The organism is Actinomadura sp. HBU206391, assembly GCF_014323665.1.
Lineage (GTDB): Bacteria > Actinomycetota > Actinomycetes > Streptosporangiales > Streptosporangiaceae > Actinomadura_C.
This window is the reverse complement of the sequence record NZ_JABVEB010000155.1, coordinates 1-13,312: the sequence shown is the minus strand read 5'-3', so window position 1 is coordinate 13,312 and position 13,312 is coordinate 1. Positions and strand designations below refer to the sequence as shown.

13 protein-coding genes and 1 pseudogene are annotated in these 13,312 nt (G+C 70.7%); 11 read left to right on the top strand and 3 right to left on the bottom strand.

Going from position 1 to position 13,312, the window contains the following annotated elements:
- From HKK72_RS28385 to HKK72_RS28365, 5 genes are all read left to right on the top strand, one after another.
- Nucleotides 1-1,071 (top strand): GH12 family glycosyl hydrolase domain-containing protein (locus HKK72_RS28385; protein ID WP_187237500.1); only part of this gene is annotated, 1,071 nt, incomplete at its 5' end.
- A gap of 133 nt (nucleotides 1,072-1,204) precedes the next feature.
- Nucleotides 1,205-3,127 carry a glycoside hydrolase family 3 protein gene (locus HKK72_RS28380; protein ID WP_261987278.1) on the top strand — a complete coding sequence of 641 codons (1,923 nt, stop codon included), beginning with the start codon at nucleotides 1,205-1,207 and terminating at the stop codon, nucleotides 3,125-3,127.
- Nucleotides 3,128-3,417: 290 nt separating this feature from the next.
- A complete protein-coding gene (deoC, locus tag HKK72_RS28375; RefSeq protein WP_315987482.1) occupies nucleotides 3,418-4,344 on the top strand; it encodes a deoxyribose-phosphate aldolase in 927 nt (308 codons plus the stop codon).
- A gap of 1 nt (nucleotide 4,345) precedes the next feature.
- A complete protein-coding gene (locus HKK72_RS28370) occupies nucleotides 4,346-5,785 on the top strand; it encodes an aldehyde dehydrogenase family protein (protein WP_222721242.1) in 1,440 nt (479 codons plus the stop codon).
- Between the two features lie 43 nt (nucleotides 5,786-5,828).
- Nucleotides 5,829-6,683, top strand: a complete 855-nt coding sequence (locus HKK72_RS28365) for an aldehyde dehydrogenase family protein (RefSeq protein ID WP_187237499.1) — start codon at nucleotides 5,829-5,831, stop codon at nucleotides 6,681-6,683.
- A gap of 227 nt (nucleotides 6,684-6,910) precedes the next feature.
- Here HKK72_RS28365 and HKK72_RS28360 read toward each other — a convergent pair whose 3' ends face one another.
- The 3 genes from HKK72_RS28360 to HKK72_RS28350 form a co-directional block, all read right to left on the bottom strand.
- A complete protein-coding gene (locus tag HKK72_RS28360) occupies nucleotides 6,911-7,936 on the bottom strand; it encodes a hypothetical protein (RefSeq protein WP_187237498.1) in 1,026 nt (341 codons plus the stop codon).
- Nucleotides 7,933-8,487, bottom strand: coding sequence for a hypothetical protein (locus HKK72_RS28355; protein ID WP_187237497.1), 555 nt, complete (start codon nucleotides 8,485-8,487; stop codon nucleotides 7,933-7,935). Before HKK72_RS28355 ends, HKK72_RS28360 begins: the two co-directional genes overlap by 4 nt.
- 89 nt (nucleotides 8,488-8,576) lie before the next feature.
- A complete protein-coding gene (locus tag HKK72_RS28350; protein WP_187237496.1) occupies nucleotides 8,577-9,806 on the bottom strand; it encodes an MFS transporter in 1,230 nt (409 codons plus the stop codon).
- Between the two features lie 137 nt (nucleotides 9,807-9,943).
- On the opposite strand from HKK72_RS28350, the gene HKK72_RS28345 reads away from it, so the two are divergent.
- The 6 genes and pseudogenes from HKK72_RS28345 to HKK72_RS28325 all read left to right on the top strand — a co-directional run.
- A complete protein-coding gene (locus tag HKK72_RS28345; RefSeq protein WP_222721241.1) occupies nucleotides 9,944-10,903 on the top strand; it encodes a LysR family transcriptional regulator in 960 nt (319 codons plus the stop codon).
- Between the two features lie 107 nt (nucleotides 10,904-11,010).
- Nucleotides 11,011-11,304 (top strand): GNAT family N-acetyltransferase, encoded by a 294-nt coding sequence (locus HKK72_RS28340; RefSeq protein ID WP_187237495.1) that lies wholly within the window; start codon nucleotides 11,011-11,013, stop codon nucleotides 11,302-11,304.
- Nucleotides 11,301-11,623 (top strand): annotated as a pseudogene (locus tag HKK72_RS40145) (pirin family protein); the annotation flags it as partial. The gene HKK72_RS28340 and the pseudogene HKK72_RS40145, both read left to right, overlap by 4 nt.
- Nucleotides 11,600-12,070: a hypothetical protein gene (locus HKK72_RS40140; RefSeq protein WP_222721243.1), complete on the top strand. Its 471-nt coding sequence runs from the start codon at nucleotides 11,600-11,602 to the stop codon at nucleotides 12,068-12,070. The pseudogene HKK72_RS40145 and the gene HKK72_RS40140, both read left to right, overlap by 24 nt.
- Before the next feature lie 132 nt (nucleotides 12,071-12,202).
- A complete protein-coding gene (locus HKK72_RS28330) occupies nucleotides 12,203-12,832 on the top strand; it encodes a TetR/AcrR family transcriptional regulator (RefSeq protein WP_187237494.1) in 630 nt (209 codons plus the stop codon).
- 187 nt (nucleotides 12,833-13,019) lie between these two features.
- Nucleotides 13,020-13,312: ABC transporter transmembrane domain-containing protein (locus HKK72_RS28325; RefSeq protein WP_315987481.1), on the top strand; the 293-nt coding region annotated here is incomplete at its 3' end.

The following is a 13,312-nucleotide window of genomic DNA, read 5'->3' as shown; positions in this document are numbered from 1 at the left end:
TCCGACAGCCGGTTCAACACCATCCAGACCAGCGTGAGCATGTCCTATGCGCAGAACTCCGGGGTCTACGACGCGGCCTACGACATCTGGTTCGACCCGACGCCCCGCACGGACGGCCAGAACACCGGTGCGGAAGTGATGATCTGGCTGAGCCACACCGGCTCGGTCCAGCCGGTCGGCTCCAGGGTCGCCACGGTGAGCCTGGCCGGTGCGAGCTGGGACGTGTGGTTCGGCAACATCGGCTGGAACGTCATCTCCTACGTGCGCACGGCGTCGACCGCCTCCCTCAACTTCCCGGTCCGGACCTTCTACGACGACGCGGTCGGCCGCGGCTACGCCCAGCGGTCGTGGTATCTCACCAGCGTGCAGGCGGGCTTCGAGCCGTGGGTGGGCGGCGTGGGCCTCGCGGTCAACAACTTCTCCTACAGCGTCGGCGGCGGTGGTGGCGGTGACACGACCGCGCCCAGCACTCCGACCGGTCTCAGCGCCTCGGGCGTCACCTCCAGCGGGTCATCGCTGAGCTGGAACGCCTCGACCGACAACGTGGGCGTGACCGGCTACGACGTCTACCGCGCGCAGGCCGGGGGCGCCTTCACCCAGGTCGGCACAACCTCCGGCACCTCGTTCAACGCCACCGGCCTGTCGCCGTCCACCACGTACAACTTCTATGTACGAGCGCGTGACGCGGCCGGCAACCTCTCCGGCAACTCGGGCAGCGTCTCGGTCACCACCACCGCGGGCGGCGGCGGTGGCGCATCGTGCCGGGTGAGCTACGGCAAGACCGAGTGGGCCGGCGGATTCACCGCCAACGTCACCGTCGCCAACACCGGCTCCGGCGCCGTCAACGGCTGGACGCTGACGTTCTCGTTCCCCGGCGACCAGCGCGTCGCCAACGCGTGGAACGCGAACGTGACCCAGAGCGGCGCGGCGGTGACCGCCAGGAACGTCGCCCACAACACCTCCATCCCGGCCGGAGGCAGCACCTCGTTCGGCTTCCAGGGCACCTGGAGCGGCAGCAACTCCGCACCCGGCGCCTTCAGCCTCAACGGCTCGGCGTGCACGACGGCCTGACGAATGGCCTGACGGCGGCGCGACGGACGGCCTGACGGACCGCCCGTCGGGCCGCCGGACGGACCGTTGGGCAGGCCGCCGGACGGACCGCAGAGGGCTCACCGACCGATCGCCGAAGGGCCGAAGGAGAGAGATGAAGCGCCTTAATGCCCGCACCGGGCCGCCCTCGAGCGAGCGCTCACACCGCGGGCGGCGCGGGCTCGCCCTGCTGACGGGCCTGGCGATGACCGGCATCGGCGCGGTCGTCCCCGCGACGGCCGCGGCGCCGTCGCCGGCCGGCGCCTCGGCCCGTCCGGCGGCGGCCTTCCCGTACCAGGATCCGTCGCTGCCCGTGGCGACCCGGGTGGACGATCTGTTGTCCCGGATGAGCCTGGACGAGAAGCTCGGCCAGATGACCCAGGCCGAACGCGGCTCGGTCACCGGCTCCGACATCACCACCTACCGGATCGGCTCGGTGCTGTCCGGCGGCGGTTCCGCGCCGTCCCCGAACAACGCCGCCTCGTGGGCCGACATGTACGACGGCTTCCAGAACGCCGCCCTCGCCACCCCGCTCGCCGTCCCGCTGATCTACGGCGTCGACGCGGTGCACGGCCACAACAACGTGTACGGCGCCACCGTCTTCCCGCACAACATCGGCCTCGGGGCCACCCGCGACCCGGCGCTCGTGCAGGAGATCGGCCGGGCGACGGCCGAGGAGGTCTCCGGCACCGGGATCGACTGGAACTTCGCGCCCTGCCTGTGCGTGGCGCGCAACGACCGGTGGGGCCGCACGTACGAGTCGTACGGCGAGAAGCCCGAACTGCCGAGTTCGATGGCGTCCGTCATCACGGGCCTGCAGGGCACGGCGCTCAACGCGCCCGGCTCCGTGCTCGCCACCGCCAAGCACTACGTGGGCGACGGGGGCACTGCGGGCGGCCGCGACCAGGGCGACACCCAGTTGAGCGAGGCCGAACTCCGGGCGATCCATCTGCCGCCGTTCCAGGCCGCCGTCCAGCGCGGCGTCGGCTCGGTGATGGTCTCGTTCAGCAGCTGGAACGGCGCCAAGCTGCACGGTCACCAGTACCTGATCACGAGCGTGCTGAAGGGCGAGTTGGGCTTCTCCGGATTCGTGGTGTCCGACTGGGACGGCGTCAACCAGATCGACGGCGCTACGGGTCTCAGCGCGAGCGACGTCCGCACGTCCGTCAACGCCGGCATCGACATGGTGATGGTGCCGACCGCCTGGCGCACCTTCATCAGCCTGCTGCGCACCGAGGTGCAGGCCGGCCGGGTGCCCACCTCGCGCATCGACGACGCGAACCGCCGCATCCTGACCAAGAAGTTCGAGCTGGGGCTCTTCGAACACCCGCGCACTGACCGCTCCTACACCGCCACCGTGGGCAGCGCCCAGCACCGGGCGCTGGCGCGAACGGCGGTCGCGCGGTCGCAGGTCGTGCTGAAGAACTCCGGCGCGATGCTGCCGCTCGCACGCGACAACGGCAAGATCTTCGTGGCCGGCAAGAGCGCGAGCAACATCGGCTACCAGAGCGGTGGCTGGACGATCTCTTGGCAGGGCTCCTCGGGCAACATCACCCCCGGCACCACCATCCTGCAGGGCATCCGCGACACCGTGGGCCCGTCCACGACGGTGACCTTCAACCAGAACGGCAGTGGCATCGACGGCTCCTACCGGGCCGCCATAGCCGTGGTGGGCGAGACCCCGTACGCCGAAGGGCAGGGCGACCGGCCCGGCGGCCTCGGCCTCGACTCGGCCGACCTCAACACCATCAACACCCTGCGGGCCTCGGGCGTCCCTGTCGTGGTGGTGCTGGTGTCCGGCCGGCCGCTGGACATCGCCGCCCAACTGCCCGGCTGGAACGCGGCCGTGGCCTCCTGGCTGCCGGGCACCGAGGGCCGCGGCGTGGCCGACGTGCTCTTCGGCGTGGTGCGGCCCACCGGAAAACTGCCGGTGACCTGGATGTCGAGCGCCGGCCAGCAGCCGATCAACGACGGTGACGGCAAGACCCCGCTCTTCCCGTACGGCTTCGGGCTGACCTACGGCGCGCCCGGGCCCTGACAAGCGCGTCCCCTGATCTCAGGTGCCTGAGATCAGGGGCGCCACCGGTCTGCGGCTCCATACCGCCTGCGGGCATCCACCGCTCGCCGGCGGTTCCGACCTGTCACGATCCCGATCCTGACGGACCCGATGACACGAGGAACCCTCAACGCCCTGCATGATGTTCAGGTGGACATTCCTGGCCAGGTGCGCCTGATCGGTCTCGACGACCAGAACCCCAGCCCTCTGCTACGCCGAGCAGGAGGACCTATCCTGTGACCGCTGATCCCATCGCACTCGACCAGCGAGGGGTGGACGAGATCGTCTCGTCCACCGCGTCGCTGCGTCGCTTTCTCCATGGGCTGCCCGGTGTCGACCAGGTCGGGGCCCAGGAACGGGCCGCCCGCCTCGCCACCAGGTCGATCAAGAAGTCCGCGAAGGCACAGGCCATCGACCTGGCCATCTCGATGGTCGACCTGACCACGCTGGAGGGCGCCGACACACCCGGCAAGGTGCGCGCCATGTGCGCCAAGGCCGCGCACCCGGATCCGAGCGACCCCTCGGTGCCACGGGTCGCGGCGGTCTGCGTCTACTCCGACCTGGTCGCCGAGGCCGTACGGGCTCTCAAGGGCACCGGCGTTCGCGTCGCCAGCGTCGCGACGGCGTTCCCCTCGGGCCGGGCGCCGCTGGACGCCAAGCTCGCCGACACCCGGCGTGCGGTCGAGGACGGCGCCGACGAGATCGACATGGTGATCGACCGGGGCGCCTTCCTGGCCGGCGACTACCAGAAGGTCTTCGACGAGATCGTCGCCACCAAGCAGGCGTGCGGTGACGCCCACCTGAAGGTGATCCTGGAGACCGGCGAGCTCGTGACCTATGACAACGTGCGCCGCGCCTCCTGGCTGGCCATGCTGGCGGGCGCGGACTTCATCAAGACCTCCACCGGCAAGGTGGCGCCCGCCGCCACCCTTCCGGTGACGCTGATCATGCTGGAGGCCGTACGCGACTTCCGCGCCCAGACCGGCCGGCAGATCGGGGTCAAGCCCGCGGGCGGCATCCGTACGACCAAGGACGCGATCAAGTACCTCGTGCTGGTCAACGAGACCGCCGGGCCGGACTGGCTGGATGCCGAGTGGTTCCGGCTGGGCGCCTCCAGCGTGCTCAACGACCTGCTGATGCAGCGCCACAAGCTGACGACCGGCGTCTACGGCGGTCCCGACTACCAGACCCTGGACTGAGATGAGCGGCAAGCTGTTCGAGTACGCCCCCGCGCCCGAGTCGCGCGACATCGTCGACATCAGACCCACGTACGGGCTATTCATCGACGGCGAGTGGGTCGACAGCACGGGCGAGGACCACCACAAGTCGATCAACCCGGCGACCGAGGAGGTGCTCGCCGAGATCTCCTTCGCCACCGACGAGGATGTCGACCGGGCCGTCAGCGCGGCGCGGCAGGCCTACGACAAAGTCTGGGGCCCGATGCCGGGCCGCGAGCGGGCGAAGTACCTCTTCCGCATCGCCCGGCTCATCCAGGAGCGGTCCCGTGAGCTCGCGGTGCTCGAGTCGATCGACAACGGCAAGCCGATCCGCGAGTCGCGAGACGTGGACGTGCCGCTGGTCGCGGCCCACTTCTTCTACTACGCCGGCTGGGCCGACAAGCTGGAGCACGCGGGGTTCGGATCCGCGCCGAGGCCGCTGGGCGTCGCCGGGCAGGTCATCCCGTGGAACTTCCCGCTGCTCATGCTGGCGTGGAAGATCGCACCGGCGCTCGCCTGCGGCAACACCGTGGTGCTCAAGCCCGCCGAGACCACGCCGCTGACGGCTCTGGCGTTCGCCGACATCTGCCGGCAGGCGGACCTGCCCCCAGGGGTCGTGAACATCGTCACCGGTGCGGGCGCCACGGGCCGGGCGCTGGTCGAGCACCCGGGCGTCGACAAGGTCGCGTTCACCGGCTCGACCGACGTGGGCCGGCAGATCGCGCGGTCGATCGCCGGAACCGGCAAGAAGCTGACGCTGGAGCTGGGCGGCAAGGCCGCCAACGTGGTGTTCGACGACGCGCCGCTGGACCAGGCGGTCGAGGGCATCGTCAACGGGATCTTCTTCAACCAGGGCCACGTGTGCTGCGCCGGGTCGCGTCTGCTCGTACAGGAATCGGTGGCCGAGGAGCTGCTCGACCGGCTCAAGACGCGCATGGCCACCCTGCGCGTCGGCGACCCGCTGGACAAGAACACCGACATCGGCGCGATCAACTCCGCCGACCAGCTCGACAAGATCCGTACGCTGTCGCAGATCGGTGAGGACGAGGGCGCCACCCGCTGGTCCCCGCCATGCGAGCTGCCGGAACGGGGCTTCTGGTTCGCGCCCACCATCTTCACCGGGGTCGCCGCGTCACACCGCATCGCGCGTGAGGAGATCTTCGGCCCGGTGCTGTCGGTGCTGACCTTCCGTACGCCGGCCGAGGCCGTCGAGAAGGCCAACAACACCCCGTACGGGTTGTCGGCCGGGGTGTGGACCGAGAAGGGCTCCCGCATCCTGTGGATGGCCCAGCAGCTGCGCGCCGGGGTGGTGTGGGCGAACACCTTCAACAAATTCGACCCGGCCTCGCCGTTCGGCGGCTACAAGGAATCCGGCTTCGGCCGTGAGGGCGGACGACACGGACTGGGGGCCTACCTCGCATGAGCACCGAGCAGGCGCGCGGCGGCTGGACTGAGGAGCGAGGCAAATGAGTACCGAACGAGTGAACGTGCGCAAGACCTACAAACTGTTCATCGGCGGGGCCTTCCCCCGCTCGGAGTCGGGCAGGTCCTACGTGGTGACCGACGCCAAGGGCAAGTTCGTGGCCAACGCCTCTCGCGCCTCGCGCAAGGACGTGCGCGACTCCGTGGTCGCCGCGCGCAAGGCGTTCGGCGGCTGGTCCGCGCGCACCGCCTACAACCGGGGGCAGATCCTCTACCGCGTCGCGGAGATGCTCGAAGGGCGCAAGGCCCAGTTCGTCGACGAGCTGAGGTCGGCCGGGATGGGCAAGGGCCCGGCCACCGCCGAGGTCGACGCCGCGATCGACCGGTGGGTCTGGTACGCGGGCTGGACCGACAAGATCGGCGCTGTCGCCGGCGCCGCCAACCCGGTCTCGGGGCCGTTCTTCAACTTCTCCACGCCCGAGCCGACCGGCGTGGTGGGCGTGCTCGCCCCGGCCTCGCCGCTGCTCGGCCTGGTCTCGGTCATCGCCCCCGTCATCGCCACCGGCAACACCTGCGTGGCGGTCACCGAGAGCCCGTTGCCCTCGATCACCCTGGCCGAGGTGCTGGCCACCTCGGACCTGCCGGGCGGGGTCGTCAACCTCCTCACCGGCCAGGTGACCGAGCTGGCACCGTGGCTGGCCTCGCACATGGACGTCAACGCCCTCGATCTGGCCGGCGCCCCGGCCGACCTGGCCACCTCGCTGGAGCAGGCCGCGGCCGAGAACCTCAAAAGGGTGCTCCGCCCGGCGGCCGACACCGACTGGGCCGCCGATCCCGGCACCGAGCGGCTGACCGCCTTCCTGGAGACCAAGACGGTCTGGCACCCCGTGGGAGTGTGAGCACTCTCACCCGCCACCTTGCGTGATCATGCAGTTGTTCGGCTCTTCGCGGGTTTCCGCAGGTCAGCATGATCACACCCGAGAGCGTCGCACCCCACACCCCCGTGATCATGCAGTTGTTCCCGCGACCGGCGGCCGGTTTCCCGGCCATGCCGCGAACAACTGCATGATCACGGCAGGGAAGAGGCGGGGCGGGGCGTCTTGGCAGGTGGGTTTCTCGGCGGGTGTCAGCAGGTGGAGCGGAGGGTGGCGCGGGCGGAGGGGCGGATGAACTCGAGCCGCAGTGACTTGTCGCGGGCCACGATCACGGCGAGGCCGTCGGACGGGGTCCAGGCCCGCGGCAGGAACAGGTACTGGTCTCCCGACTGCAGCACGAGCGTCAGCCCGTCATAGCGGAAGCGGTAGGCGGCCGCGGGGGCGTCGCAGCGGACCTCCCTGACACCGGGCGCGTGCAGGCTGAGGCTGCGCTCGCTGTAGATGACGGCACTGGGATAGGTCGGCAGTTCCGCTACGAACTGACGTGCCCGCTGGGTGCCGACGGCAGCGGCGTAGTCGCTGGCCGCCCAGAACAGGCTCAGCCCCACGAGCAGGAACACGACCGCCCATTCCCTTGCAGCGGCCCCCGCCGGCCGTCTTTCGCGGCCGGCGGGGCGAGCGGTGAGAACGCGCCGCAGGTGCACCCAGTACGTCAGCAGCAGCACCCCGGAGGCCAGGCTCAGCGGCGCGACCGCAAGGTGCGCGCTGAGCACGGTCGTCGCCACGACGCTGGCGAGCCCCCCGATGGCCAGTGCGAGCCCCCCGATGCCCACGGCCGGTTGCACGACGCGCATGAGGCGGGGGCGGGATCCGACGGCGAGCCGGGCCCGGAGCACGGCGTGGCCCCACAGCGCGAGCAGCGCGGCCGACGCCACCACCGTCATCGGAACAAAGAGCGCGTCCAGGCTGCGCATCAGATAGTCACTGGTCGTCAACCCCAGCAGCGTGGAGTTCACGCCGAAGTAGTCGAAGAACCAATAGGCGTGTGACCAGCCGAAGTAGTAGAGCAACGAGCTCAACAGCGTCGTCGGTGCGACGACGGCGCCGAGGATCTGCGGCAGTTGCAGCAGGCCCGGGGCGCGTGCGTCGGCCACCGACTCGGGGCCGTCGGCCGAAGCCTCGGCATCCCCGCCGGATCGGGCAGGCGGGCGCTCGGAGACCGCTGCGGGCTCCGCTGCGCGCCCGTCGGCCGACCGGGTCGTCTCAGGCTCGGTCACGGTGTGCCAGGCGATGGCGTCTGGCCCTCTTGCGGCGTCTGGCCCTCGTCGAGCGGAATGCCGTCAGGGTTCTCCGGCGTGCACGGGCGCGTGCCGGTGATGAGCACGATCGTCGTGTCCCGGCGGACCTCGGCGCCGTAGTTCAGATCGGGCTCCGTCCTGACGTACCGGCAGGTGGTGGTGACGTCCTCACGTGCCTCCTCCCGCAGCCTCACGCACAGGGTGCCGCCACACGCGGCCGTGATGCTCTTCTCGAGTTCCGGCCTCGCCTCGGTGATCAAAACTCCGGCCTGGTTGAACGCCGGGATCCTGATCGGCGCCCCGCGCGCCCCCGCGCCGTTACCGCCCGCCCCGTTTCCACCGGGCCCGTTCCCGCCGGGCCCGTTCCCGCCGGCCCCATCGCCTCCGGCATCACTTCGGCCGGGCGCGCCAGGGGCACCGATCGCGCCGGAGGAGTCACGCTCGCCCGAGTCGCCGCCATCCCCGGAGGAGCAGCCGGTCGCGACGACCAACAGCAAAAGCGCCAGTGCCGAGTGGGATCGCTGCACCATCGACATCTCGTTCGCCCCACAGACCTCGTTCGCGCGGACTCATGTCCACCCAGCGTCGCCATGAGCGAGCGTGCGTGCATGAGTAACCCCTACTCAACCCCCGGTGAGGTGACCGGAGCGGACGAGCGCAGGCGGTCGGTCGCCCAGATGAGCAGGGCCACGGCGGTGACGCAGCCGAGAAGGACGCAGACACCGTCCCAGCCGCGTGCGGCGTAGACCGTCATGGCGAGCGCCGAGCCGGCGATCCCTCCCCCGAAGTAGGAGGCCATGTACGCGGTGGTCACCCGGCAGCGCGCGCCGGGTGCCAGCCGGTAGATCTCACTCTGGTTGGTGATGTGGACGCACTGCTGACCGAGGGTGACCAGTAGCGCGCCCAGCGTCAGCGCCACGAGATGACGGGCGCCGAACGCCGCAAGGCCGGCACCGGCCAGCACGACCGCGAAGTAGACCCCGGTGAGCGACCGCCCGTACCCGAGATCGCCCAGCCGGCCGACGAACCCCGTGAGGAACACCGTCGGCACGCTGGCGAGCGCGAAGGCGCCTATCGCCGCCTCCGCGAACCCGTACGGCGGGGCGGCCAGCACGAAGGCGATCGGAGTCCAGAGGATGTTGAAGGCGGCGAAGGCCAGCGCGCCGAACACCGACCGCAGCCGCAGCACCGGCTCGCGGGCCATCAGCAGGGCGACCGACACCAGCAGGTGGCGATACCGGTGGCCCGTGGTCGGCGGGTGGTGCGGAAGCGACCGGCTGATCAGGACCGTCAGCGCGGCGGTGACGACGGCCGCCACGACGTACACGGTGCGCCACCCGGCCACCTGGGCGATCAGCCCGGCGACGCCGCGTGACAGCAGCGTGCCGAGCAGGAGCCCGGTCATCACCTGACCGACCACCCGGCCGCGCTCGTGGTCGGCAGCGAGGATGGCCGCGAAGGGGACGAGGATCTGCGCGGCCACCGACGTGAATCCCACCAGCACGATCCCGGCGTCGACCAGGCCGATCCGCGGTGCGGTCGCGACGAGCAGGAGCGCCCCGGTGGCGGCGAGCAGCGCCCCGGTGATCAGACGGCGCCGGTCGAGCAGATCCCCGAGCGGGACCAGCAGCACCAGCCCGAGCACGTAACCGACCTGTCCCAGGGGCACGACCAGCCCCGCGGTGGTGGCGCCGACCCCGAGATCACGGGCGATGGCCTCCAGCAGCGGCTGGGCATAGTAGGTGTTCGCCACCGTCAGCCCGCTCGCGACCGCCAGCAACAGGACCGGAGCCTTCTCGACGGCCGGACGGGCCGGCGCCGGGGCCCGGATCGGGACAGTCGTAACCATGGTGCGTCAAGCCTGTGACCTGGGCGGCTAGTCTGTCCAAGACGAGATTGAGATGAAACTCAGCTCATGCGGTGATTGATTCATGCGGTGATGTCGGTGCGGTGAATCCACGCGGCGGCTGACTCATGTACTGATCGATGGAGCCTGACGCCTTGGAGCTTCGGCAACTGGAGCATTTCGTCGCGGTCGCGGAGGACCACCACTTCACCCGCGCGGCCCGGCGGCTGCACATCGTCCAATCCGGGCTGTCGGCCTCGATCCGCGCGTTGGAGCGCGAACTCGGGACCGAGCTGTTCATCCGCAGCACGCGCCGCGTGGAGCTGACCGAGGCCGGCCGCGCCCTGCTCGTGGAGGCCCGCCGGGTGCTGGACGCCGCCGCCTCGGCCCGGGCGGCCGTCGCCTCCGTACAGGGCCTGCTCCGTGGCCGGCTGCGACTCGGCATCCTGCAGAGCCTTGACACGCTGCGGCTGCCCGAGGTGCTCGCCGACTTCCACGCCGCTCATCCCGCGGTGGCGATCCAGATGATCCAGGTGCCGTCCGCCACGCTGGCCGACCGCATTCGCGAGGGGCAGTTCGATCTCGTCTTCGCCTCGCTGCCCAGCCGGCCGGAGGGGCTCGAGGTGACCCCTCTGGTCGATGTGCCGATCGAGCTCGTGTGCGGCATGGATCACCGGTTCGCCGACCGGCGGGGCGTCCGGCTGGCCGAACTCGCCGACGAGACCTTCATCGGCTTCCCGCCCGAATGGGGCGGCAGGATGACGATCGACGCGGCGTTCGCCGCAGCCGGGCTGGAGCGCCGGCTGATGTTCGAGGTCGGCGACGGCCCGCTGCTGCTCGACCTGGTCGCCGAGGGGCTGGGGGTGGCGCTCGTGCCGACCAGCCTGGCCAGACGACCGAAGGGCGTGCGTTACGTTCCGTTGCGCGGGGAACGGCCGATATTCAAGATCACCGCTGTCTCGTCCGCGCAGGGCGGGTCGAATCCGGCCGCGCGGGTGCTCCTCGACATGGTCCTGGCCCGCATCGGCGGCACCGGCTCCCACGCCCGCGGCCCGGGTCGGCCGCACCGTCTCCCGCAGCTGCCGGCCGCAGGCGAGTAGCGCGGGGAATAGTTGACACCAAAACTATATTGTACCGAGGACCGCGCCGGCGGACCCGCCGGCGATCAGCCGTCTTTGGCGGCCTGCGCCGATCCCCGGAGGACCCGATGAACGTCACGGTGACCGATGCCACAGACAGGCGACGGTACGAGGTTCAGGTGGACGGCGAGCTCGCCGGCTACGCCGACTACCAGGTCACGCCCGACGCGATGGTGCTGCCCCACGTCGAGGTGCTGCCCAGGCTCGAGGGCCGCGGTCTCGGCGGCACGCTGGCCCGCGCCGCCCTCGACGACGCCCGCCGGCGCGGCCTGCAGGTGCTTCCCCTGTGCCCGTTCGTACGGGACTGGATCGTCCGGCATCCGGACTACGCCGACCTCGTCCAGGAGAGGACCACGTCATGACCATGACCGCCCAGCGCCCCGAGGTCGACGTCCGCCGCTCCGGTGAGCGCTTCGCAACCAAGATCGATTGGCTGGACTCCAAGCACTCCTTCTCCTTCGGCCGGCACTCCGACCCCGCCAACACCCACCACGGCGTCCTGCTGGTCAACAACGACGACGTCGTACGGCCCGGCAGCGGCTTCGAGACGCACCCGCACCGCGACATGGAGATCGTCACGTGGGTGATGACCGGCTCGCTGGTGCACCAGGACTCGACGGGCCATTCGGGCGTCATCTACCCGGGCTGGCCCAGCGCATGAGCGCCGGCACGGGCATCCTGCACTCGGAGAAGAACGACTCCTGGCGGTTGAGCGGCGGCGACGCGCACACCGATCCGGTGCACTTCGTGCAGATGTGGGTGGTGCCCGACGAGGCCGGCATCACGCCCGGTTACGAGCAGCTCGAGATCGAAGGCGAGCTCCTCGCCGGCGGGCTCGTGCCGGTGGCGTCCGGAATGGATCGGCACGACGGCACCGCCGCCATCCGCATCAGGAACCGCTACGCGGCGCTGCACGCCGCCCGGCTGCGGCCCGGACAGACCGTCGAGCTGCCCGAGGCGCCGTTCCTGCACCTGTTCGTGCCGCGCGGCGCCGTCACGCTCGAGGACGCGGGGGAACTCGGCACCGGCGACGCGGTGCGCTTCACGGCGAGCGGCGGCCAGCGCGTCACCGCCACCGAGCCGGCCGAGGTGCTCGTCTGGGAGATGCACGCCACCCTGGCGGACTGAGCGGACTGAGCGCACCGAGCGGAGAGACGGCCCCTCTCCCCGCGACGATCACGTTCAAGGCACCAGCCGTACGAAATTAGTGCGTGTTGCGAAAATATGCGCGATACGCACTTTTTAGTTATGCTGCCACCGATGACAGTCGATAACGACCTGGGCGAAGCGGGCCGAACCGGGCTCCGGGCCCGCAAGAAGCTCGCCACGCGTGAGGCCCTCAGCAGGGCGGCCCTGCGGCTGGCGCTGGAGCGCGGGCTCGAGAACGTCCGGGTGGACGAAATCGCCGCCGCGGCGGGCGTGTCCCCTCGTACCTTCAACAACTACTTCTCCAGCCGGGAGGAGGCCATCTGCTTCCTCGGCGTCCAGCGGGCGCAGCGGATCGGCAGGGCTCTGCGCGCCCGGCCCGCCGACGAGCCGCTCGACGAGGCGATCGGCAACGCGATGGCGCAGGAGTACGCCGGCCACGCCGAGCCGGACAAGGTCGCGATGCGGATGCTCGTGTCCGAGCCCGGCCTGCGAGGCGAGTTCCTCAAGGGCATCGTGTCGCTGGAGGAGCCGCTCGCCGAAGCGATCGCCGCCCGCACCGGCACCGACGCCGAGCGGGATCTGTTCCCGCGGGTGCTGGCCGCCGCCGTGTCGAGCGCCGCGCGGACCGCCACAGGGCACTATCTGCGTACTGACACCACCGCGCCGTTCGCCACCGTGGTGCGCGAGGCGATCAGCGTGATCGCCCCCGCGGCGCGCGCCTATGGGGGCGGCCGGGAATGAGCCCGCTCGCCCATGCCCAACGCGCACCGGCCGGGCGGAAAATCCGGTGCGTCGGCGGACGCGCGCCCGTACCCTGACCCGCGCACCCGATCCGGCGTGATCTTGCAGAGGTTCGCGCCGATACCGGGGCACGGCCCGATGGCGGCCTCCGCAGTCTCATCCCTCCTCACCCCCCGAAAGAGCCCATGTGCTGATCCGACTTCTGCGCGACTTCGTCCGTCCCTACCGCGGGCCGATGGCCCTGATCGTGCTGCTGCAGCTGGTGCAGACCCTCGCCACCCTCTACCTGCCGACGCTCAACGCCGACATCATCGACCACGGCGTGGTCATGGGCGATATCGGCTACATCCTCCACACCGGCGGCGTGATGATCGGCGTGACGCTGGCGCAGATCCTCTGCTCGATCGGCGCCGTCTACTTCGGCGCCCGCACCGCGATGGCGGTCGGCCGTGACGTACGCGCGGCGATCTTCGACCGGGT

Coding starts and splice junctions, on each gene's coding strand:
- HKK72_RS28380 (WP_261987278.1), top strand. CDS start 1,205: ATGAAGCGCCTTAATGCCCGCACCGGGCCGCCCTCGAGCGAGCGCTCA.
- HKK72_RS28370 (WP_222721242.1), top strand. CDS start 4,346: ATGAGCGGCAAGCTGTTCGAGTACGCCCCCGCGCCCGAGTCGCGCGAC.
- HKK72_RS28365 (WP_187237499.1), top strand. CDS start 5,829: ATGAGTACCGAACGAGTGAACGTGCGCAAGACCTACAAACTGTTCATC.
- HKK72_RS28355 (WP_187237497.1), bottom strand. CDS start 8,487: ATGGTGCAGCGATCCCACTCGGCACTGGCGCTTTTGCTGTTGGTCGTC.
- HKK72_RS28350 (WP_187237496.1), bottom strand. CDS start 9,806: ATGGTTACGACTGTCCCGATCCGGGCCCCGGCGCCGGCCCGTCCGGCC.
- HKK72_RS28345 (WP_222721241.1), top strand. CDS start 9,944: ATGGAGCCTGACGCCTTGGAGCTTCGGCAACTGGAGCATTTCGTCGCG.
- HKK72_RS28340 (WP_187237495.1), top strand. CDS start 11,011: ATGAACGTCACGGTGACCGATGCCACAGACAGGCGACGGTACGAGGTT.
- HKK72_RS40140 (WP_222721243.1), top strand. CDS start 11,600: ATGAGCGCCGGCACGGGCATCCTGCACTCGGAGAAGAACGACTCCTGG.
- HKK72_RS28330 (WP_187237494.1), top strand. CDS start 12,203: ATGACAGTCGATAACGACCTGGGCGAAGCGGGCCGAACCGGGCTCCGG.